This window comes from Streptomyces sp. cf386, assembly GCF_900103585.1.
In the GTDB taxonomy this organism is placed as follows: Bacteria; Actinomycetota; Actinomycetes; order Streptomycetales; family Streptomycetaceae; genus Streptomyces.
This window is the reverse complement of the sequence record NZ_FNHV01000029.1, coordinates 1-21,829: the sequence shown is the minus strand read 5'-3', so window position 1 is coordinate 21,829 and position 21,829 is coordinate 1. Positions and strand designations below refer to the sequence as shown.

The window sequence follows — 21,829 nt, the reverse complement described above, 5'->3', positions numbered from 1 at the left end:
GCAAACGCCCTCGGGGTCGTGCACGCACCGTTACGATGACCGCATCAGCCTGACACAGGGTCAGCAGCCTGGTGTCGGGCAGGCGTTCACGCCGCGAGGAACAACACACATGCCCGTCGACTCCGACGCGGCGCGGACATGCGGTTGATGCTCAGCCACTGGGCTTCTGCGCAAGGATTCACGGGGTGGGTCATGTCAGGCGAATTCGCTCAACTTGTCGTAGACGAGGCCATCTTTCACCTGGTCCCGCAGCGCAAGCGGTCGGACCCGGTACCAGCACAGCTCAAGCTCAGCGAAGCGGTGTGCCAGCTCGGCGAGGACGTGCGAGGCAAGATCCAGGCCAACTTCCGTGGCGTGCTCACCAAGCACGGACGCCCGGTCGTAGAAGAGCTTGAAGTGAAAAAGTCGACCGTGCCGGACCGTATCTACGAGTACCTCGCCCAGCAGCGGGAGCTGGTGGACGTTTCCGTCGACCTTGCCGAACTGCTCTTTGAGAGCCAAAAGGGGAGAAGCCCGGCCGGACTCCTCCTCGTGGCTGCCGCACGTCTGGCTGGCAAACGGGCGCTGCTCATCGTCAAACTGGAGCAAGAGGGCGGGCTCCGGGCTGAGGACGTTCTCGTCGAGGGCAAGCGCACCTTCGACATGAGCTACTTCGCCGACCTGCTGATGACGGAGCACAACAAGATCTACAAGGCTGCTCTGTTCTGTGTCGACGGCGTCCCCGAGGACGGGCCCATCGAGGGGTGGGCGGCTGACAAGCAACTGGCCGGCAAGATGGCGCAGTTCTGGCTGCAGGCCTTCCTCGGTTGCCGGCAGAAAGAGGATCCCAAGCGCCTCACCCAGGAGTTTCACGAGGCAGCAGTGGACTGGGTCGACAAGCGGGTCGACGATCCCGAGAAGAGCGTCGACTATCTGATGGCTGTCCTGGTCGAGTTGCGCTCCAACACCGCGACCCTGGATCCGACCGCCTTCGCCGCTGATCACCTCGACCTCCATGACCAGGACAACTTCCTCACTTACCTGGCCAGCAAGGACGTCCCAACGACCGTCTTCGACAAGGACATCGAGCGGGTGGCTCCGCGCCTCAGCGAACTGCAGATCGGCTTCGCGAGCGGGATCTCCATTGTCGCGCCCGTCAGGCGGGTGCGTGAGGACATCAAGATCGACGAACATCCCGACGGCACGTCCACGGTCACCGTCAGGGGCAAGATCACGTCCACGCGCAGCCACTACAGCGCCCGCAAACCCGACGCCCCGCAGACAGACGGCCAAGCGCCCAGGGCGGATTCCACCGGGTGAGCGTGGTCAACGACGCCTTCCACCGGTACCAGGCGGAACTCCCCAACATCCGGAAGGCGGCACAGCTCACTGCGGCCCTTCTGCGACGCAAGGCCGCGCGCGCCCACATCACCTGCGAGGTGACCTCACGGGCCAAGGAGACCGGCAGCTTCGTCACCAAGGCGTACCACAAGAAATACGCCGACCCCTGGACGGAGATCACGGACAAGGCAGGCGTCCGTATCACCGTCCAGCACAAAGGCTTCCTCAACAAGGCCCTCGAGGTCGTCAAGGACAACCTGACACTGGTCGGAGGCCCCCAGGACTACCGAGAGCAGGAGGACATCGAGGGCCAGTACACGCTGCAGTACCCCCGCCTGCACGTCCAAGTGCTTGCCGCGTGCGACCTCAGGGACGGCGACGGCCGGCCTTACGAGTGCGAGATCCAAATCCGCACCGAAGCAACCGACTTGTGGGCCCGTATGTCCCACCGGCTGCTCTACAAAACAGGCACCACCGACGTACCCCGCGATGTCAGTAGGTCGCTGTACCGTTTGATCGCCCTGGTCGAACTGTACGACCTCGAGGTCGAACGGGGGGTAGACGTCTTGGCGCAGCACCCCGACTTCACCCGCACGAACCGACTCCTGGCCGAAGCAGAGTTCCTGTACCGCACGTTCACCGCGCACGATTACCGGCGCGACCTGTCAGAAGACATCGTCGACGTCCTGATCGACACCGTCGAGCACGAGCCCGACTATCCCAACAAGTTAGCCCAGTTTGCCGAAGCGTACCGTCAGCAGCTCGAAGAGGCGTACCGCGACTACGGCCCCACGAGCGAGCTCTTCTTAACCCACGGCCGCTACATACTGGCCAGCCAGCCGGAAAGCCTGATCATCTTCGAGCGCCTCACCACCGCCAAGATGCTGTTACGAGGCGTCTGGGACGACGAACTGCCCGACACCATGCTCAGCGACATGGCCGAGATCTGGAGTGTCCACCTGTGACCCGACCGCCGCAGCCCGAACCCTCCGCTGTCGTGGCCGCCACCGCCATGTTCGTCGAAGTCCTCGTCGTCGGCATCGGCTTCCTCACCGGCCTGGGCATCCTCGCCGCAGCCATCGCCGGCCCCGACAACAGCCGCCAGCTCGCCCCTGCAGCAGCCACCCCCCTCGCCGCCGGCGCAGCCCTCGCCTTCGCCTACGCCCTCGGCATCCTCATCGACCGCGCCGCCGACACCGTCCTCGCCCCGGCACGCCGACGCCTGCGAACCCAGTCCTTCCCGACCTCCGCCGCCTACGCCCAGGCCCGCCTCAAGCTGGCCGAGATCCCTGCGTTAGCCGCCCGCGCCGACTACGCCCGCTCCCGCCTGAGGATCTGCCGCGGCTGGACCCTCAACAGCATCCTGCTCACCCTGGCGACCGATCTCGCCCTGTGGCGCTACCCCGTCGAGCACCGGCCCCTGCTCCTTGCCACCGCAACCATCCTGGGAGTCCTGGCCGCCGTCGGCTTCTACCTTTCCTGGCACGCCATCACCGCCACGGGCTACCGCAAACTGGCCGCACAGACCGCCCCCGCGGCCACCCAGACCGTGCCGGCGCAGCAGCCGGCCCCCGCACCGCACACGCCCTGACCACGCGTCGGCCGCCCCGAGATTTCGCCTGTGCCGTACGGGACACCCCGTGCCAGTGGGGGAGGGCTGACAGAATCGAAGTGACACCGCCTGCCCGCTGGCCTGCCGCGCAGCGCACGGAGACCGCCCATGCAACCGCCTTCGCCCCTGGCACCTACCGCCCAGGACCTGCACGCTCTGGGACTGGACACACTAGCGCGCCGCAGGCGGCGCAAACCCCTGCCCCTGCACGCGGACCAGCAGCAGGCCCTGCGCAAGATCCTCAAGCACCTCAACAGGCCCGGGACCCGCGGCCTGTACGTGTCAGCGACCGGCACCGGCAAGACTCTCGTCGCCAGCCGCGCCGCCCATCAGCTGGCGCGCCGCCTGCTGTTCGTCGTCCCTACCCTCGACCTGGCCGCGCAGACCGCACTGGCGCTCCGCCATGACGGCCACAACGAGCCCCTCGTCATTGTCTCCTCCATGGACGCGGCCGCCCACGACGCCCTGAGCGCGGCGCGCATCGCCTCGGTCACCGACTACCGCCTGCTTGCCTCCCTGCTTGCCGCCGTCGGCACCGGCCGCGACGCGCTGCCCGGTCTGACGGTGGTGTGCACGTACGACTCCCTCGACAAGATCGAAAGCACCCAGCACACCGCGTATCAGGTTCCGCCCTTCGATCTGGCGGTCATGGACGAAGCCCACCGGATCGCCGGCCGGACCGACAAGAAGTGGGCTGCCATCCACGACACCACCCGCATCCGAGCAGAGCGCCGCCTCTACATGACGGCCACCCCGCGCATCTTCGCCGCGCCCGAGCTGGCCGAATCCGCGAACCTCTCCCGCTCGCGCGGCCTCCTGACTGCAGCAGCGCAGGGGAGCGACGCCCGCTCCAACTCCATGGACAACGCTGCGGTCTACGGCAAGAAGATCTTCGAATACCCCCTTGCCCGGGCCATCGAAGACGGCCGGGTCGCGGACTACCGCATCATCGTCCCCACCCTCACCGACGAGACTCTGCGCACCCGCCTCAACGTGCCCGCCCCCGGCACCACCGCAGGCCAGCAGCCTGCCACCGACGAGGCCTTGCGCACCACCGCCCTGCACCTGGCCGTCCTCAAGGCGATGGCCACCCACCAGCAGCGGCGCGTCCTGGTCTACTTCAACCTCGTCGAGGACGCCAAGCGCTTCGCCCGCGAACTGCCCCACACCCTGCGTCGCCTGCGCGCCCACGCCCCCGGCCTAGGCCCCGACATCAGCCCCGAGGTCTTCTTCGTCCACGGCGACATGCCCTCCGCGCAACGCGCGGACACCTTCGCCCAGTTCGCCGCCTCATCCTGCGCCATCCTGACCAACGCCAAAGTCATCGCCGAAGGCGTCGACATCCCCAGCGTCGACGCGATCGTCTTCGCCGACCCCACCCGCAGCGTCATCCGCTGCGTCCAGGCCCTCGGCCGCGCCCTGCGCCTGTCCGTCAGCGGCAAGATCGCCAGCCTCGTCATCCCCGTCTACATCCCCCCGGGCACCGACCCCACCGACATCCTCGGCACCGCCTACGAACCGGTCTGGGCCATCAGCACCGCTCTAGCCAGCCACGACCACCGCATCCTCGAACGGCTCCCCGACAAGGCCAACCGCCTGCCCAAAGAGATCAGCGACCTGATCCAGCACCGCTGGCACTTCGACTTCACCGTCCACCCCGAGCACATCGCCCGCGCCCTCGACCTCACCTCCTTCAACCCCCACGACACGGCAGTCTCCCGCTCCCGCCGCGCCGGACTCGCCGCCGCCCAGGCCTACCACGACACCCACCACCACCTCGACGCCCCCGCCGACTACACCGACCCCTACGGCTACGCCCTCGGCTCCTTCATCGCCACCATGCGCGAGGCCCGCACGGCCGGCCGCCTCGACGATGACTGGATCGCCGAGCTTGACGCCCTGGGCATGGTGTGGGACAAGCACGACGCCGCCTGGCGTGCCCGGCTCACCGCCGCCGCCGAATACCATCGCACCCACGGCCACCTCGCCGCCCCCGCCACCACACCCGTCGGGGCCTGGCTCGCTGAGCAGCGCTCCCTGGCCGCACGCGGTGAGCTCGCCCCGGCCCGGAGCGCCGACCTCGCAGCCATCGACGCAGACTGGCAGCTGCCCCACGGCGCAGACTGGCACCGCAAATACCACCTGTTGCGCGCACACCTAACCGCCGGGAACGACCCAGCCGCGCTCAACCACAGCAGCGTCCTGGGCACCGTGAAGATCGGCAGCTGGCTACACCGCCAACTCACCCGCTGGAACACCCTTGCCCTCCGGCAGCAGCACCTGCTGACCGCCATCGGCCTCACCCCGCAGACCCACCCACTGACCGCCACCCGCCGCTCCCGCCGCACCTTCGCCCAGACCGCGCAGATCCTCGAACTATTCCTGCACCGCGAGCGCCGCGCCCCCACCGCCCGTGAGGAAGTCAGCGTCGATGGCGAGACGGTCAGGATCGGAGCCTGGCTCGCCAAAGCCCGTTCGGTACATCGCGCAGGCCAACTGCCCCAGGAACACGCAGCCTTGGTGGCGTCGCTGTTCGATGGAGACTGGACCGACGAGGAGGCATCCCCTGCAGCGGCGCTGTAGAGGTGCCGTCCTTCGGGTCGGCCTTTGCCGTCAGCTCTGGCCGCCGACCAGCAGGATGGCCGAGTCGGTGATCCAGCCTATGAGGGCCAGGTGCGCAGCCACACCAGACATATGGCGGCGCCGGTCGCGCGGGCCTGTGGAAGGCGCGCCCGTCCGGCCGGAGACTGCGCCAACAGAGCACCTGCGAGGGCGGGCCTGGTGAAGGGTTTCGCCGGTGCGATTGCCGTACGGATGATCTAGGCTCGCGCTGTTCTCTGGGGAGGGGATGACGCATGGTGCGTGGGGGCGGTGGGCTGTGGTGTGCGCGGCCGCAGTGCTGGTGATGGTGGGGTGTGGGCAGCGAGAGGCGCAGTACGGGCCTGACTTCGCGAGCGCTGAGGTGCTGCCGGAAAGGCTCGGTGCGGACGGCATCACCATCTCGGTCGGCGATCCCGACGCGCCGGTGAAGGTGCACCTGTATGAGGATCCCCGCTGTCCGTACTGCGAGGAGTTCGAGACCACCGGCGGCGGTCCGCAACTGAGGGAGGCGATGCTCGACCGCTGGGCAAGAGCCGAGTACACCCTCGCTTCCTTCCTGGACGACCGGGTCGGCGGCACCGGGTCGAAGAAGGCGGTCAACGCGCTGCGCGCCGCGCTGGAGGAAGGCAAGTTCGTGGAGTACCACGAGGTGCTCTACGCCAACCAGCCCGAGGAGAGCATCGACGGCTACACGGACGCCTACCTGCTGCGACTGGCCGACAAGGTGGAGGGCCTGCGCGGCCCGGAGTTCGACGCGGCGGTGAGATCCATGAAGTACCGCGGCTTCGTTACTGCCTCTCAGAAGGCCTACGAGAAGGCCGGAGGAGCAAAGGAACCCGAAGGGCCTGGTACCCCCACCGCGGTGATCAACGACAAGCGGATCCCGCTGCAGTACAACGCCATTCTCCTGGAGAGCGATAGCTTCGCCGAACTGCTGCAGCAGATTTACGACAAGCCCGGAGAGTGGGAGGACACCACTCTGTAACCACCGGGCCCTGCGCCGCCAGCTCAAGCGGCTCGGCAAGGAAGAACGGCGCTGGCGCGGCTCGTCGGCCGGCCGTGAGTGGGTGGTCTGGGAGCTGTAGCCGGGCCGTTGGCCAGGACCCTGGCGGATCATGCGCCGTCCCAGGCCTTGGCGCTGGTAGCTGGGGTCGATGGAGGCCTTGTTGATGCTGGCGGTGCGGTGGGCGTCGCACACCACCTACGCCAGGCGGCCGATGTGGTAGCCGTCCCGGTCGAACATCCGCAGGTTCAGGTACCCGGTATCGGGTGCCATGCCATTACACGAACCGCACCGTCCAGTGCCGGGTGGTCAGCAGGATCGATCCAGCGCCACGCAGCGGCGAGAGGCTCTCGGGATGGGCGGTGTGACCGGCTGCTCCTTCGAGGTCGGCTCGGCAGTAACGAACACCAGGACATCTGCACAACCCGTACCCGAGCGGCCGGGGCAGCCTAAAGTGCGGGCGTCAGCTGGCCTGAGCCACAGCGGCGTGCAACTCGCGTACGCCGCTGGTGCGCGGGTGTTGCTCGCCGAGCTCGGTGACGATGCGGCGGATCGCGGGCCGGTCGCGGACCTCGCCGGGGCTGGCCCGGTAGGCGTCCAGCAGGGCGCGGGCTGTCTGTTCTGGCCGTTGCCAGGCCCACCAGGCGCGCGCCATGTCGGTGCCCAGGCGGGCCTTGCGCTCGGCGGTCGGGAACTGTTTGGGCCGCAGGTTCTTCCCGGCGTCGAGTGCGGCGCCGGCGTCGCCGAGGGCCCAGTGCACGCCGACCGCGTACAGGTCGACGGCGGCCGGGCTGACGGGAAACAGCCGGCCGGGTGGAGCGGCTTGGGGCAGGCGGTGGGCGGCGCGGCGGGCTTCCTCGGTCATCGCCAGGGCCTCGGTGCGCTGTCCGCCGCGGGCGGCGGTGTAGGCCAGGGTGCAGAGCATCTGTGCGTAGGCGGCGGCCGTGGCGTCGGTGCGCAGGCCGGTCGCCTCGAGGTCGGTGGCCGTGGAGGACATCAGGCGCTGGGCGGTGTCGTGCTGGTCCTGGTGGCGCAGCACGATGGCCAGTTCCCGTGCCGCGGCCGCGGCTGCGAGCGGGGAGCCGGAGATTTCGGCCCAGGTGCGGGCCCGGTCCGCGGTGAGCCGGGCGCGGTCGTAGGAGCCGAGCTTGATGAGGACGGCGGAGGCGAGGTTGTGCACGGCGGACAGCCGGGCCTGGTCGAGGCTGCGGCGGGAGGCGGCGGCGTGGTGCGCGTCGGCGATGAGGCCGGGCAGTGCAGCGAGAAGCCGTGTGTGCGCGCCTTGGTCGTACAGTGCGCGGGCGCTGGCCAGGCGGCCGTCCAGCGGCCCGGCGCCGGGCGGGGCAGGGGTGTCGGCCAGGGCATCATCCAGGCCCATCAGCAGGGCGGCGGGGCCTGCGGCCGCTGTGGCGGTGAGCAGCGTACGGCGGCGCATGGGGTCCTCCTCAACGTCACGCTGACTGGCCGTCACTCTAGTGGCCGCCGTTGCCGTAGCGGGCGGTGGCGCGAGGGATGTCATGAGGATGTGCCGGGGCACGCCGACTTCCCGTGCGGCACGGTGCACCAGGGCCAGGTCGGCGATCCGGGTGCGGCGCTCCAGACGGGAGACGGTCGCGGGCGAGCAGCCGATCCGGTCTGCGAGCACTGCCAGCGTCCAGCAATGGTGCTGGCGTCCGATCCGGATGAGCGCGCCGGGGTGACGCTGCGCGGCTAACTGCAGTGCTGTCGTGCTGTTCCAGAGCGGGTCAACGGGCACGCGTCCCTCCCACGCCGCACAGACAGGGGCCCTCCACGCTACGGGCCTCGGCCCTGCCGCGTCGAGGCCGTTTGCACGCCATGCAAACGCCTTGCACACAGCGAGAGTTGATCACCACATGGCCGGTCGGCGCGCTGTGCTGGGTGCACCGCCCCGCGCCGCGGGGCACTGTCCATCGGAGGCACACCATGCCAACCAACGCCGCTGTTGCATCCCCTCCGGCCGCCGACCCGACGACCGGCCCGGTCCGCTGCGCACGCGACGTCGTGCCGCCCGTCCTGTGGGACAAACAGGTCGGGCTCCTCATGCGGGACTACCCCTACGACTCGGTCATGGCCGCCCGGGTCCTCGGCCAGGGCTACGCCTACCTGCTGGCCGCGATGAACCACCGGGGCGAGTCGCTGGGACTGGCGCCCAGCAAGCTCGTCGACATCGGCGTCCACACGGTCATCCTGGACACCGTGGCCTACGCCGAGCTGTGCGAGAAGTTCAACGGCGGACAGTTCCTGCACCACGTGCCCAAGGTGGACATGAAGAACGACGGCTCCGTGATCAAGACGGCCCACATCGTCGCCGCCGACGGCTGGGAAGTCGACCTGTCGCTGTGGACGGACGCCGCCGACTGCGGCCCGTGCCACCCCGGCAACGACTCACACTGACCACCCCGCAACGGCGAGTTCCTCGGGCCCCGGCCATACAGCTGGGGCCCGATGGCACCGCGCGGGTGAGATTTTGGCGAACCGGCCCGCGACCCGGCAGCGGCCGCAAGGATGGGCCGGGTGACCACCAGTACCGCAGACCTCTGGCACCACTACGGCCGCGCCCGCGCCACCAGTGACCGCGCGGTTCCCGGCACCTTCTACTGGAACTGGGGCCAGAACGGCGGGCCCGGCCCGGAGGTCCTCGGGGAGCTGACCGGCCGCTGTGTGGGCGACCTCGGCGCCGGCACAGCCCGGCACGCAGCATACCTGGCGGTCCATCACCAGCCGGGCCGGGTCGTCGCCATCGACGCCTCGCCCGCTCAGCACACCATGGCAACCGATCTCTACGCCCACCTCGCCCCCCGCCTGCGCATCGTCGCCTCCGACGCGGTGTCCCACCTGCAGGCGATGACCGGCGCGTACGAAGTGCTGTACAGCGTCTTCGGTGCCCTGGACTTCACCGACCCACGCGAGGTACTGCCGGCGGCGGCCGCCGCGCTCAAGCCGGGCGGGCGGCTGGTGTTCGCGACCCTTGCCCACTACCTGAGCGGGGCGCCTGCCCAGCCCGATGCGGTGGCTGCCGGCATCCCGGCAAAAACGCCGGACGGCGAAGCCACCACGATGCGGCGCTGGGTCCTGCAGGAGCATGTGTGGACCAAGCTGCTCGACGAGGCCGGATTCACCGACATCACCGTCGACGTGCTGCCCGCCACCGGCGGGCCGCGCACCGCCGACACACTGCTGGTGACCGCCTACCACCCGTCCTAGAGCAGGGGCCCCGCTCCGCCCCGGGACCCCCGCGCGCACGCGCCACCAGCGGCGCAGCGGGAGCCGCGGCCCACAGATGAGCCTGCAGCAGACCCGCGGCGCCCTGCTGCCCGCCAACCTTCACCGCGAGAGGTCACCAAGCACCGCGCGCCTCGGTCAGCTGGTGCGTCCGCCCGGCCGGGCGCCTGGCGGCGGGCGGCTGGGCCGGTAGGAGGCGTGGACGCCGGCCACGGCCTTGTGCCAGGCCGCCTCGGCGGTCGGCCCGTCGCCCACCCCCGCGAGGTGCCGGGAGTGCGGGTGCGGCGTCCCGTTACCAGCGGTGATCAGGGCTGCCAGCGGCTGGACGGAGCGGGAGCGGGACGCGGACTTCAGGGCCTGGCGCTGCTGGACTTCGGTCAGCTCGGCCAGTCCTTTGACCTGCGCACACAGCCGGTCCCAGCTGATGGTCGCGCCGAGCCGGGCGGTGTGCTCGAGGACGTCGCGCGCGGCGTCCGCCACCGCGTCGACATCGGCGGGGGCAGCGGTTGCAGCGGGCGTGCGGCGTGGGCCGCCGCGCGTGCGCCGCTCAGCTGCCACGGGGCGCGCGAGGGCCTCCGCGGCGCCCGCCGGCACAACGGAGACCCGCGTCGCCGGCTTGGTCTTGGGCGCTGCGGGTGTTTGCTGGGTGCGCTTGTCCCAGGCGCTGATCCATCTGCGCTGCTGACGGGTCAGCCAGGGCCCGGCCTCCTCGGCCTTGTCCTTCAGCTGGGCCACCAGGCGCTGTTGCTCGCCGGGACGCAGGTGACTGCGGCGTCGCTCGAGCGTGTCCAGGAGGTCGGCGACCGCCTCGGCCGCCTGCCCCGCGCGGCTCTGACTCGTGCGTCCGGCACGGGAGAGGCGGCCGCGCCGCGGTGCGGGGGAGGATGGCGCGCTGAGGCCCACCCCGCGTTCCCTGGCCAGCAGCAGATCGGCGGCGCGGCGCAGCAGATCGTTCTCCTCGGCGCTCGCGCCGCCGCGGGCGGCGGCCTCTGCCTGGGTGAGGCAGTGGCGCAGTGCGCTGGTGCTGTGCTCACCCTCGACGGCCTTACGCAGGGCCGCGAACGCCTCGTGGTGGTCGTCCGCCGCCTGGGGCGTGGCCACCGGCCGCACCGCGGCATCGGAGCGGGCCGGCGTGGAGCGGTGCGGGAAGGCGGCGAGAGGGCGGCTGCTGCTGCGCAGGCGGCGGACCTCTTCGACCGCGGGCGTGGACAGCCCCCACGGCTTCAGATGGCATTCGTCGAGGCTGAACCACTGGGTGTGGCCGTGCAGTTGGGTTCCGATCATGACGCGGCGCCCGGTGTTGTCGGTGTCGCAGCGGATGCGCAGCACGTAGCCGTCGACGGTGAGCCGGTGCGGATCGTGCGCGACGTGCGGACCGAGCACCAGCTGCGTGCCGTCCGCGGGTGCGGGCAGCGCGGCGTCCTCATCCAGCAGCACCCGCAGACAGCCGTGACCGCCCGGCTCGAACACGACCTCGCCGCCCAGCCGTTCGGTGCCCTCGGGCAGGCGCGCGGTGGCCACGATGCCCTGGCTGGCCAGCCATGCGAGGAGCTGCTGCTTGATGTAGAGGTGGTCGGCGCCGGAGACGCCCACCGACGCCCTGCGGCACACCACGTGCTCCGGTCCGGGCAGGTGTGCGAAGTGTGCGACCCGGCCGGCGGGCGTCCTGATCGTCAGCCGTCCCCGGCAGCCGCCCAGCCACTGCCCGCACCAGAACGTCTGCCCGGCGTGGGCCTGCCGGAACGCGCGCGCCTGGTCGGCCTGCATCGGCAGCAGGGCGGGTATCTCCGACTCCGCGCTGCCCATCACCGCGGTCTGCACCAGGCGCTGGTCTCGGGGCACGCCACCTCCCGCACGGTCGGCTTCCTGGTCCTCCAGTGTCCTGCACGGGGAGCGGTTCGGAAGAGGGCGCCCCTCAATCCATTGCGCTCACCGCAATTTTTTGCGATTGTCGTAATCATGGATTTGATCGGTGACCTCGCAGCCATCCGCGTCCCCCTGCCGCAGCCCGGTGACGTCACACCGCAGGAGCTCTACGCCGACGCCTTCGCCCAGGCCGAACAGGCCCGCGAGGACTACGCGTTCGCCCTTGAGGCTCAGCGCGACGACCTGGAGGAAGACCCCCTGCTGATCGCTCTCGGCAACGCCCGCGCCGCCCGCGAGGCCGCCGACCGCGAGATCCGCCACCTGCTCGCCTACGGCCGGGAGTTCCACGGCCGCCGCTCGTACGGACTCGATGCCCTCGCCGAGGCCAGCGGCATGTCGATCTCCGGCGTACGCACCGCCTACACCGGCCGTGAGATCGACGCCGTCGCCCGCGAGATCGGCCGCGCACCCGACAGCCGCCGCGCCCGCCCCCCGGCCGCGCCGGAGCCCTCATGACCGACCGCCCCGAGCCCGCTGCACCGCCGGCCTGCACCTGCCTGCCCCCATGGCGCGCCCTGGCCACCGTCATCGAGGGAGCCGTCCACCCGGTCGTGCCCGCGCCCGCCCACACCCCCGCCTCCGCCCTCTACCTCGCCCGCTGCACCGGATGCGGCGCCGCCTACACCGGCCCGTGGAAGCGACTGCCCTGCTCATCCCGCGCCGCCTGAGAACCACGCGACGCAGGGACACACAACGGGCGTGCGGCTGCGCCCCATCAGGGCGGCCCGCTATCGGCGTACCGCGTGAGGGCAGGGGCCGGTGAGATCGCCGAGTACCGGTCAGGTCATCTCACCCCGGAGCTAGGGTCACGGGGTCGGCTTCTGATGCCGGGCGAGGAGTTCGGTGAAGAAGTCCGTCAGGACTTGTTCACCGGCCGGGCCGGTCAGCTCCCAGCCGCCGAAGCGGTAGATCTCGTATCCGGCGAGCCTGAGCCGGCGGTCCTCGGCGACCATCTCCGCATACAGCTTCGGCACGGCGGTATGGGAGACCCGCCCCTGCTCGTCGGGCGGGTTGGGGCGGCCGTAGTGCTGCACCCCGTCGACCTCGATGACGATGCGCGAGCGGTCCGGCGCCAGGAGCAGGAAATCCATCCGCTGCCGGTACAGCGCCCCGGACTGCTTGCCGCTGCGCCGTGTGTAGGGGTCGTAGTGGAGGTAGACCTGCGGGATCAGCGCGGGCAGGTCGAAGCCGCCTTCCTCGGCGTAGCGAGCACAGTAGGTGATCATGAGGAGTTGTTCGGGCGGCGAGTCCAGCGACCGGTAAAGGCGCCGGTAGAGGGCGTCGGCGGCACTCTTCTCGTCGGCATCGGGCTGCTGGTTGTTCGTCCACCAGGCGACCATCTGCCGCCAGGTGAGCCCGTGCGGCGGCAGGGGCTCGGTGTAGACCAGGCAGGTGTCGGCGTGGCGGACGATCTCCACGTCGTTGTTCACCGCGTCGCGCAGCACGATCTGCGGTTTCGCGCCGTCGGCGGCGAAGATCAGGTTCTTGAAGGTGCCCGACGGCCCTTTGGAGAAGCGGCGTTCGTACTCCAGCTCCTGTAGGTCCTCCAGCGCGTCGCGGGTCGGGCCGAGGATCTGCTCGATGCAGTCCCGGCGGGCCTGCCAGCTGCCCCGCATGTCGTTGTCGCGCCAGTAGGTGCCGAAGCCGCGTGGCCCATCGAACGTCCGAAACGGCCAGGTGGGCGGTTTCAGGGCGAGGCGTTCCAGGACGGCGCGGTGGGCCTTGATGACGACGGGGACGTTCTCGTCATCAAGGTGCCTGCCCTTGCCGTCGGTGCCGTGGGAGACGAAGTCGTGGTGCAGAAGCCGGGTCAGCGCGACGGCGACCTCCAGGTCGGTGCGGCCGGCCGGAGGGCCGAACCGCAGCGACTCGATAAGCTCGACATCGAGCACCCACGGCATGGCCCAGCCGTCCCCGCTGCTGAAAAACGCCTCAATCTCCATGCACCCACCCCCTGCGACCCGTAGAGAGCACCCCCGGCCCCTGTGCAGCCAGTTCACCAGATGCCGCTGACAGGCTGTCACCCCGTCCACGGCCCTCCGTGATTCCGGCCGACGCCATCCCTACGGCTACGGGGGTTCACACAAGAGCAGACGGCCCGCGCGTCCCTTGCCGTGTTCCGGCGAACCGGTGGTGTCCTGCCAGAAGGCCTCGGCAGGCCACCGCGGGTCCGCGACGTCGGCGGCGGTCACGAGGTGCGCACAGGTTCGGCGTAGGTGGTGAAGAACCGGTCGCCGGTGAGCTTGTGGTGCGCGAGCTGGTCGCGGACGGCCTGTTCGTCTGCCCAGCGGTCCGGGCTGCCGGCGAGTGCGGCCGCGTAGCTCGTCACGGCTTCCTTCAGCTTTTCGAACAAGGGCGGGGTGACGACGCGCATGCCGGGCACCGCGGTGGCCCGGGCGTCGCTGACCTGGCTGGGGTGCAGCATGACCGCCACGGCCTCCACCTCCGGGTTGTGGTCGTTGAGCCAACGGACGCTGCCGCCGAGCTGGTCCATGTCCTTCTTCGCGATGGTGTCGGTGGTGCACCCCGTCTTCAGCTCGACGACCGCCTGCCGCGCCGCCGAGAGCGCCCACAGGTTGTCCGGGCCCGTGCCGTACTGCTTCTCCGGGCGCGTGCTGGCGAACCCGAGGTGCAGTCCGAGCTGCTGCCAGGCTCGCTCGGCGTCATCGGAGCGCTCCTCCTCGCCCCACACCACGTCCTCGAACAGCGACTGGACGCCGAGCCTGAGGCCGGTGCCGTCGCGGTACTGAACGGCCAGGAACTCGGCGGCGGCGCGCGACTGCACCGCGGCCGCCTTGAGCTGGACGGGGGCGCCGCCGTTGACGGGGCGCAGGACGAACGTGTTGTCGTTCAGCGCCCCGGCCAGGGCCTGCTGGGCGGCCACGGGATCGGTCAGGTGCAGGTAGGCGGCCTTCTGCTCCCGCAGCCAGCCCCGCAGCGCCGTGTCGCCGTCGCCGAGGGCGTTGACCGCCTTCTGCACCCGTTCGGCCGCGGCCGGGGTGCGGCCGGTGGCCGCGAGATCGAACGCCTCGCGCAGTGCCACGGCTTCGTCCCGCACCGTTCCGTGCTCGGCGTAGCGCACCTCCGCCAGCGCCCGCCGGCTGCGCTCCCGCCACTGCGGCACCCGCCCCAGGCAGGCCCGCAGCGCCTGGCGCACCGCGTTCAGCCCCTCGCCCCTGATCTGGCCGGCGATGTCCCGGCTCAGCTTCAGCTGCGCCTGGGTCGCGGGGGAGAACAGGGCCAGGTGACGGGGCTCGTGGATGGCCGTGGCGAGCTTCGCGCCCAGCAGCAGGACCGCGCAGTAGTCCTCGCCGTCGCGCACGCCGCGGCCCATGCCCTGCTCGATCCGCTGGATCTCCCTGGCCAGGCGGACGGTGCTGTCGGCCAGTGCGACGGCCTCGCGCCGCTCCACCCCGTCCAGAGGCCGGGGGACACCGTCGAGGATCAGCAGACGGCAGGCACCGGCCGGGAGATTGACGCCGTCGTACTTGTTGACCAGCACCACCAGACCCACGGTGCCGGCCTGGAGATGCTTCACGCCCGCTTCGAGGTCGCCGACATGCCAGATGTGGTCGGCGTAGCGCTGCCACGCTGCGGCGGCCGGGTCGCTGGGCACCAGCACGACGACGTTGACCGGCTCGGCCTCGGCGACACCGTCGCCGTCCTGGTCGCCGTCGGCGAACTGGCGGGCCAGCACGCGGACGGCCTCGTCGTCCAGGTCCGGGTTGAGGGCCACCGGGGCCAGGATCATCCGCTCACCCAGATCCGCCGCGCTGCCCGGTGTGACGGGCTGGGCCACGAGCGCCGGGTCGGCACCGAAGTCGGTGACCAGGGCGCTGTCGTCGGCGAGCGTCGCGGTCAGGTAGACCCGGCGGCGGGCGCGCACGAACGAGGGGATGCGGTCGATCGGCGGGCACGAGGGCCTGATCTCGATCGCCGCCGACGTCGCCGTGGCGGTGCACAGGTGCATCACCTCGGCGAGCAGCGGCCACACGAACTTGAAGGCCCGTTCCTCCCGGTGCGGGCGCAGGATCCTCAGCACCTCGTCCTGCTTGCCGGCCCATGCCCAGAACGGGATAGGCGCCAACGCGGTGGGGTCCTTGTCCTCCAGCTCCGCCCAGGCGTTCGCCGACTGGTGGCGCAGGTCCTGCGCGAACAGCTCCAGCAGCTTGCCGTACGCCTCGTGGCCGGCGGGCACCCGCAGCCGGAACTGGTCCTCGGTCCGCGCCAGCGCGGCGTGCGCGTCATCGACGACGACGATGCCCAGACCGAGCGGCTCCTTGCCGTCCCCGACGACACCGAAGGCCGACTTGCCGTTGATCAGCTTCTGGTAGTTCGTCACCAGCACGGCCTGGGCGGCGATGAAGGCGGGGTCGTACGGATCGTCCGTGGTGGCCACGCCGAGCCTGTCCGCCTCCTCGCGGACCTGCTTGACGAGGTAGTTGTCCGGAGTCAGGTACACGGCCTTGCCGATGCCCTCGTTCAGGGTGCTCTGCGCGATCAGCAGGCCGACGGCCGTCTTGCCCCCACCGGTGTTCTGCTTGATCACCACATCACGGTCATCGCGCCGATGGTCGAACCAGGTGTCCAGCACCTCGCCCTGCTCATGCCGCAGATACGGCCACGGCCGACTGGCCAGCCCCGCGTAGATGTCCCGGGGCCGCAGCAGCGCCTCACTGTCCCCCGTACCGATCCGATCCCAATCCAGCGCCATCGGGCCGCCTCCTTCACTCATCGGGCAGCACCAAGCCGTCCCGACTCCCTCGTTCTCCATGCGCCGCACACCAGTGGCCCCGTCCCTTGCACACAGGGACTCCCGGCACACCAGCCCAGTGCGTACCGGGGCGGCGGTTCACATCCCCGCCCGCCCGGGCGGGCGCTTTCCGGCCCGTCGTTGACTACAGCCAGGAATCACCCGCCCAGACGGTTGGTCAGGCTCGCCCCGCCGACCGGCCACCGGAGTCGGCACCGTCCGGCCGGGGCCGGACGACCCGCTGAGCGGGCCGCGCAGTGACCAGGGCGAGCCACTGCGCCTCGGTGACCACGGGCCACGTACGCGGGCCCATCCGGCCACGCAGCCCGATCACATCGGCGGCCCGGCCCTCGGCCGCCTCGATCGCCTTCGGCGGGCTGAACGGGTCGGCCTCGACGACGAACACCGCGGCGAAGACCCGAGCCCGCTCAGGGTGCGAGAGATGGACGCGCAGCCTGGCTCCGACCCCGCCGTCGCGGTGAGCCTTGCCCAGCCACCTCAGCCGGCCACCGGCGTCGACCACCAGGTACAGCCCGGCGAGCACCTCGTCCAGAACCGAGAGCGTCTGCGCCCGCCGGCCGGACTCCAGGCCGTGCGGGACAGGCCAGCCGCCGCGCGCGAGGCGGCCCAGCGCCGTCCACGTGTGACGCAGCACCCGCGTATCGACCACCGGCCCGGCGACGGGCTCCGCGCAGCAGTCGAGGCTCACAGCGACGTCACCTCCACGGTGGCCGAGTCCAGCAGCTCCACGATCTCCCCGCACTGCTTCTTGATCTCGCGCAGCTCCTTCACGTACGACTTCTGCACCTCGGCCGGCTCCTCGTCGGCGCCTGCCTCCTCACGGGCCCGCACCGCGTCCTCGATGGTCGCCAGCAGCAGGCCGATCTGCTCGGTAGCGGTGGCGACGGCGTCCGCGCTGCTGCTCACCATGGAGCTGAGCGCCGAACGCAGGCGCGTCATGCGGGTGACCGCGTCCTCGAGAACCTCCTCATCGAGCTCCTCGGTCGTCGTACCGCTCTCCTCGCCCTTGTCGCTCTCGTCGCCGGCGGAGTCGTCCACGGGGGGCTCAGCCCTCTTGCGCTTCCTGGAGGACGCGATCTTGGGGAAGGTCGTGTCGTACCACCCCTTGTCGGCGAGCGTGCCCTCGCGCGGGTTGCCGTGCGCGTCGGGCGCCCAGAACGTACCCGGCAGGAGACCGGAGCCACGCGCGAGCTCCGGGGCCTGCAGGACCGCCTCGGCGAACGCGATGAGCAACTCGCGGGTCACGCCCTGGGGAGGGGCGGTGTAGGCGTTCACCAGTGCCTGGACCGCGTTGACGGGGGTCCGCCGCACACCCTTGCGGTCTTCGCCCTTTTCGGAGCCCTGCCCGGCGGTGACGAACGGCTCGGGCGAGTTGATCAGTCCGGGCACCAGGTGCCGCCGCACCAGGGTCTCCCAGGCCTCGGCGTCCCCCTTGCGGCAGGCGGTCAGCAGCGAAGCGAGGCTGCGCGTGTCCGGCCGTGCGCCGTGCTGCACGTCGCGCGCGGTGAACAGCCCCCGGGCGGCGAGCGGGTTGCCACGGTGGGCGAAGTGCTGGGCGACCACGGCCGCCCACACGTCCGTGCGGCGGTCGGTGCGGGCCGTGCTCGACAGGGCCCACGACGCCTCCTGCAGGGCGGTGCGCACCACCGGCCAGTACCGGCCGGTGGGCATGTGGGCCCGTGGCGGCAGGTTCTCCGGGCGCGGCGGCACCGGCGGGAACACCATCACCGTCGCGCAGCGGACCGCGACATCACGCAGCGTCAGAGGGCTCACCTCATCGCCCGGAGTCAGCAGCACGGCGAGTTCGTCCAGGGGCCGGGCCCCGACCAGGGCGTCGGCGATCGCATCCTCGTCCAGGTCCCCGGCCCCGATGCGGCCCTGGGCGACCTCCTGGGCGAGCAGCTCGCGCAGCACGCCCTTGGCCTGGTAGGCCTTGACCAGGGTCGACCACAGTCCCAGGCTGCGGTCCATGTCGCCGTAGTTCAGCTGGCCGCGCAGATGGTCGTGCACGTTCAGCTGACGCAGCGACTCCTCCAGCCGCTCCGGCGTCCTGGCGCCGACCACGACACGGGCGGGCACCTGCGCGGTCCGCAGCGCCCGCTCCGCCCGCCCTTCCGGGTCACGTTCAGGGTCGGCGTACTCGGTGTTGAGCAGCGTGCTGACCCGGCGCAGGATCTCGCCCAGACCCAGCAGGACCAGCCGCCGGTTCTCCTCCTCTTCCTCCAGCCGCAGCAGGTACTGCGGAACACCGGTCAGCACCTGGTGCGCCACCAGTCCGTGGACCAGCAGGCGGGCATCCGCGCGGTTGTTGCCGGTGACCTGGCGTCCCCGCCAGATGTGCCGCCGGGACCCGTCCCGGCCGACCACCGGGGTCCGCTGCAGCACCACCACGGTGGGCTCCCGCTGACCCTCCTGCACCAGGGACTCCGCGAGGTCGTAGGAACGCAGCCGCGCCCGCCGCTGCAGCATCTCCACGGCGTAGCGCTGCACCTCGCCGGCCACCTCGGCACGGACCTCCTCCGTGGTGAGCGCGGCAGCCGGCTTCCCGTCCTCGACGACGGCCCGCACCACCGGCAGCGGACGCCGGCCGCCCAGCGCCTGCTCCCGCACCTTCAGCTCCCGCTGCGCACGGGCCAGTTCGTCCTCGGCATGCTTCACCGCGGCCACCGCCGCGTCCTTCTCCGCCCGCGGCGCGGCCGCAGCCAGAGCGCGCTGGGCCCCCTTCGCCCGCTCCCGGGCCATGGTCCACTCGGCCACCGCCCGCTGCTGGTCGACGAGCTCCTCCATGCGGGCCAGGTTGTCGGGCGAGGGGTGCAGCCACTCGCTGCGGGTGCGGTCGTTGTTGGCCCAGGGCAGCGTCGCCGCCCCGTGGAGGGCCACATTCAGCAGCAGTAGCGCCCCGTCGGTGCCGCGCTGCTCGACGTGGTAGGCGGTCGCGCGCAGGACACGGCCGTCGCGCCGGCGTTCGATGACGCGCTTGGCCTCGCCCTGGCCGAGCGCCGGGGCGAGCGCCTCGAGCACGGCCTGCCGGGGAACGGGAGCGAAGCCCTCCGCCGCGCACGTGTTGGTGATGGCCTGGTAGAGATTCTCCGCCCACTCAGAGGTGGTCGGGTACGGGAAGGGCCCCTCAGGGGCCTTACTGGCAGACATCAGAAGCAGACGGTCCTTCTCCCGGAAGCCCTCATGACCCCGGGTGCGAACGAACGCATCCGGCGGTCCTGCCGGGTGCGACACGCACCCGAGACACAGGAACTCCTCTCCAGGGAGCACCCGCACGGGCCGCCGTCACCGTCACGCACACCGAGCGCGCACCGGCGAAGACCGTCTGCCCCTTCGAGTCCACCACCGGAGGCTGGGCGCGCCACCAGAGCCCCCCAGAAACGAGGGTCATCCGCAGCGCACGGCTCACGCCCTCTCCGCCGACGGCGGCACGGGGCTGGCAGGTCGTCGAGACCACTGACGTGCCCTGAAAGTCTGTCAGGCACCCAGTAAGTAGGACAAGTCGTATAGAGAACGCGCGTAGAACGACAAGATTGCACGAAAAGGAAGCGCCCTGCGCCCCACCCCTGCACGATGCAACTCCCGCCCGCCACCAGGACCGTTCACGCAGAGCACGGCGCCGTACTGCGAACTACGCCACAGCCCCGCCTGCGGGGGATGCCCCGCGAAGTTCTTCCCGTCTACGCCCGGCCCGTGTGACCAGATAGAAGCGCCGTCCCCCGCCCCGGGAAGCCGGCACGAAAGGAGTCCGACCGTGAACAGAACACAACAGCCCGGACCGGATACCGCCCGTCGGGCCCTGCTGTGGCTGCTGGTGACCGCCGCCGCCGTGCTGGCCGCCCAGAGCCAGCAGTGGACCAGCGCCGTCACCACGGTGACCGCCCTCTACGCCATCGCCGGCCCGGACCGCGGAGGCGTCTGTGACCCGCACCCCGCCCACCGCCGCGGAACTCGCCCTGGCCGCCGAGGTCAACCGCTGCGGACTGACCGCCACCCCCCACCAGTTCGAACGCTGGCGCGCCAAGCGCTGGCTGGCCCCGGCCGACCAGTGGACCAACCCCGCAACCGGCGCGCTGCGCCCCGACATCGTCCACCGGGCCGCATGGCTCGGCGCCCTCTCCAGGCCAGGCCGCGGCATCAGCTGGATCGGCTGGACGTTCTGGGCGATCGACGACACCGAACAGACCGCCGCACTGCTGCGCAACGCCCTGATCCGGACCATCCAACTGCCCCTGCGCCAGGCGGGCATCACCCTCGCCCAGATCCCGCAGGGCGACAGCGACACCGCCTTCGAAGCCCGCCAGGACCTCGCCGAGCAGCTGCTTCGGGGGCGGCGCGCCATCGGACGGGACCTCGACGGCCTCCTGCGCACCCACGCCGGCACCGGAGGCATCACCCTTCCCGAACCCCGCACGGTGTCCAACCCCTTCAACCCCACGCTGATCCGCATCGGCGCCCGGCTGCTGACCGGCGGCATGGCCGACGTCAGCCCCGAAGAACTCACCGATGCCTGGCGCAGCGTGTGGACCGGCCCACCGGAGCAGCTCGACCGGATCACCGCCGCCCACATCGCCGCCGACAAAGCCGGAACCGACCTGCACACCCTCTCCCCACTGGCGCACGGACTGCCCGGCCTGGTCCGCGCCTTCGAGCAAGCGGACGCACACCTGCTCTGTGAAGCGGTCCGCGCCTGCACCAAGGCCTCCTCCACTCTCATGAAACTGCTCCTGGAACGCGCCGACACTGAGATGCTGACCGTGCTGATGAACGATGTGATGTGGGACCAGTGGGTCCGTGCCGGAGGTATCGCCCCCGTCAGCCGACTAGGGGAAGCCGCGATCACACTGAGCACCGTGCGGTACCTCTTCGCCCCCGGCTGGGCCGAAGACCTCCACCGCTACCAGGACCGCATGGACCGCCTGCTGGCCGCACCCACCGCGCCGACACCGGACAGCCGCCCAGCGTGACACCTCGCGGGCTCCTTCACCGTCTGGGCCCCACACCCCCGTGATCTCCCGACCGGGAGGCACCACCCCCGAATGCGGATTCCCAGAAAGTTCTTCCTCAAGGAAACACCCCCACCCAACTCCTCATAGCCAGCTGCCCGCGAAGCGGGCCGGGGCCGGGAGCGCAGCGGACGGTCCCTCAAGGCCACGGGAACCGGGGCCGCGTGAGCCTGCGTCAGCAGGCTCACAAGTCCCTGAAGCGCAGCGGAAGGGACTCTCGGCTCGAAGCGCAGCGCAGAGCCGGACCTCCCCGCGTAGCGGGGAGGTGGCCCTCCGTCAACCCCCGCGCGTTGCGCGGGGGTTCTCTTGAACCCTGCGCAGCAGGGTTCTACCCGCTCCGCGGG

At 70.9% G+C, this 21,829-nt stretch carries 16 protein-coding genes; 10 read left to right on the top strand and 6 right to left on the bottom strand.

Features of this window, described 5'->3' with window-relative positions:
- Positions 1-192: 192 nt before the first annotated feature.
- From BLU79_RS42705 to BLU79_RS42685, 5 genes are all read left to right on the top strand, one after another.
- Positions 193-1,299 carry a nucleoid-associated protein gene (locus BLU79_RS42705; protein WP_177001404.1) on the top strand — a complete coding sequence of 369 codons (1,107 nt, stop codon included), beginning with the start codon at positions 193-195 and terminating at the stop codon, positions 1,297-1,299.
- Positions 1,296-2,285: a nucleotidyltransferase family protein gene (locus BLU79_RS42700; protein WP_093911444.1), complete on the top strand. Its 990-nt coding sequence runs from the start codon at positions 1,296-1,298 to the stop codon at positions 2,283-2,285. Before BLU79_RS42705 ends, BLU79_RS42700 begins: the two co-directional genes overlap by 4 nt.
- On the top strand, positions 2,282-2,911 hold the full coding sequence (locus BLU79_RS42695) for a hypothetical protein (protein ID WP_093911443.1): 630 nt from the start codon (positions 2,282-2,284) through the stop codon (positions 2,909-2,911). The genes BLU79_RS42700 and BLU79_RS42695 overlap by 4 nt, the downstream gene beginning before the upstream one ends.
- Positions 2,912-3,040: 129 nt before the next feature.
- Positions 3,041-5,515 (top strand): DEAD/DEAH box helicase, encoded by a 2,475-nt coding sequence (locus BLU79_RS42690; RefSeq protein WP_093911442.1) that lies wholly within the window; start codon positions 3,041-3,043, stop codon positions 5,513-5,515.
- Between the two features lie 265 nt (positions 5,516-5,780).
- Positions 5,781-6,518 (top strand): DsbA family protein, encoded by a 738-nt coding sequence (locus BLU79_RS42685; RefSeq protein ID WP_093911441.1) that lies wholly within the window; start codon positions 5,781-5,783, stop codon positions 6,516-6,518.
- A gap of 481 nt (positions 6,519-6,999) precedes the next feature.
- Here BLU79_RS42685 and BLU79_RS42680 read toward each other — a convergent pair whose 3' ends face one another.
- Positions 7,000-8,292: a helix-turn-helix domain-containing protein gene (locus BLU79_RS42680; protein ID WP_093911440.1), complete on the bottom strand. Its 1,293-nt coding sequence runs from the start codon at positions 8,290-8,292 to the stop codon at positions 7,000-7,002.
- A gap of 188 nt (positions 8,293-8,480) precedes the next feature.
- Here BLU79_RS42680 and BLU79_RS42675 point away from each other — a divergent pair, with 188 nt between their 5' ends.
- Positions 8,481-8,951: a glycine-rich domain-containing protein gene (locus tag BLU79_RS42675; RefSeq protein WP_093911439.1), complete on the top strand. Its 471-nt coding sequence runs from the start codon at positions 8,481-8,483 to the stop codon at positions 8,949-8,951.
- A 111-nt stretch (positions 8,952-9,062) separates the two neighbouring features.
- A complete protein-coding gene (locus BLU79_RS42670) occupies positions 9,063-9,761 on the top strand; it encodes a class I SAM-dependent methyltransferase (RefSeq protein ID WP_093911438.1) in 699 nt (232 codons plus the stop codon).
- A gap of 156 nt (positions 9,762-9,917) precedes the next feature.
- On the opposite strand, the gene BLU79_RS42665 is transcribed toward BLU79_RS42670, so the two are convergent.
- Positions 9,918-11,621, bottom strand: a complete 1,704-nt coding sequence (locus BLU79_RS42665; RefSeq protein ID WP_093911437.1) for a competence protein CoiA family protein — start codon at positions 11,619-11,621, stop codon at positions 9,918-9,920.
- 117 nt (positions 11,622-11,738) lie between these two features.
- Here BLU79_RS42665 and BLU79_RS42660 point away from each other — a divergent pair, with 117 nt between their 5' ends.
- Both BLU79_RS42660 and BLU79_RS42655 read left to right on the top strand, forming a co-directional pair.
- Positions 11,739-12,161, top strand: coding sequence for a hypothetical protein (locus tag BLU79_RS42660; RefSeq protein ID WP_143052570.1), 423 nt, complete (start codon positions 11,739-11,741; stop codon positions 12,159-12,161).
- Positions 12,158-12,373 carry a hypothetical protein gene (locus tag BLU79_RS42655; protein ID WP_093911435.1) on the top strand — a complete coding sequence of 72 codons (216 nt, stop codon included), beginning with the start codon at positions 12,158-12,160 and terminating at the stop codon, positions 12,371-12,373. The genes BLU79_RS42660 and BLU79_RS42655 overlap by 4 nt, the downstream gene beginning before the upstream one ends.
- Before the next feature lie 138 nt (positions 12,374-12,511).
- Here the strand turns inward: BLU79_RS42655 and BLU79_RS42650 are convergent, their stop codons facing one another.
- The 4 genes from BLU79_RS42650 to BLU79_RS42635 form a co-directional block, all read right to left on the bottom strand.
- On the bottom strand, positions 12,512-13,648 hold the full coding sequence (locus BLU79_RS42650) for a hypothetical protein (RefSeq protein WP_093911434.1): 1,137 nt from the start codon (positions 13,646-13,648) through the stop codon (positions 12,512-12,514).
- 245 nt (positions 13,649-13,893) lie between these two features.
- Entirely contained in the window at positions 13,894-16,419 is a 2,526-nt protein-coding gene (locus BLU79_RS42645) for a DEAD/DEAH box helicase family protein (protein ID WP_093911433.1), read from the bottom strand.
- Between the two features lie 217 nt (positions 16,420-16,636).
- Entirely contained in the window at positions 16,637-17,167 is a 531-nt protein-coding gene (locus BLU79_RS42640) for a hypothetical protein (protein WP_093911432.1), read from the bottom strand.
- A complete protein-coding gene (locus BLU79_RS42635) occupies positions 17,164-19,629 on the bottom strand; it encodes a hypothetical protein (protein WP_093911431.1) in 2,466 nt (821 codons plus the stop codon). Before BLU79_RS42635 ends, BLU79_RS42640 begins: the two co-directional genes overlap by 4 nt.
- 770 nt (positions 19,630-20,399) lie before the next feature.
- On the opposite strand from BLU79_RS42635, the gene BLU79_RS42630 reads away from it, so the two are divergent.
- Positions 20,400-21,446 (top strand): hypothetical protein, encoded by a 1,047-nt coding sequence (locus BLU79_RS42630; protein ID WP_093911430.1) that lies wholly within the window; start codon positions 20,400-20,402, stop codon positions 21,444-21,446.
- Positions 21,447-21,829: the final 383 nt, after the last annotated feature.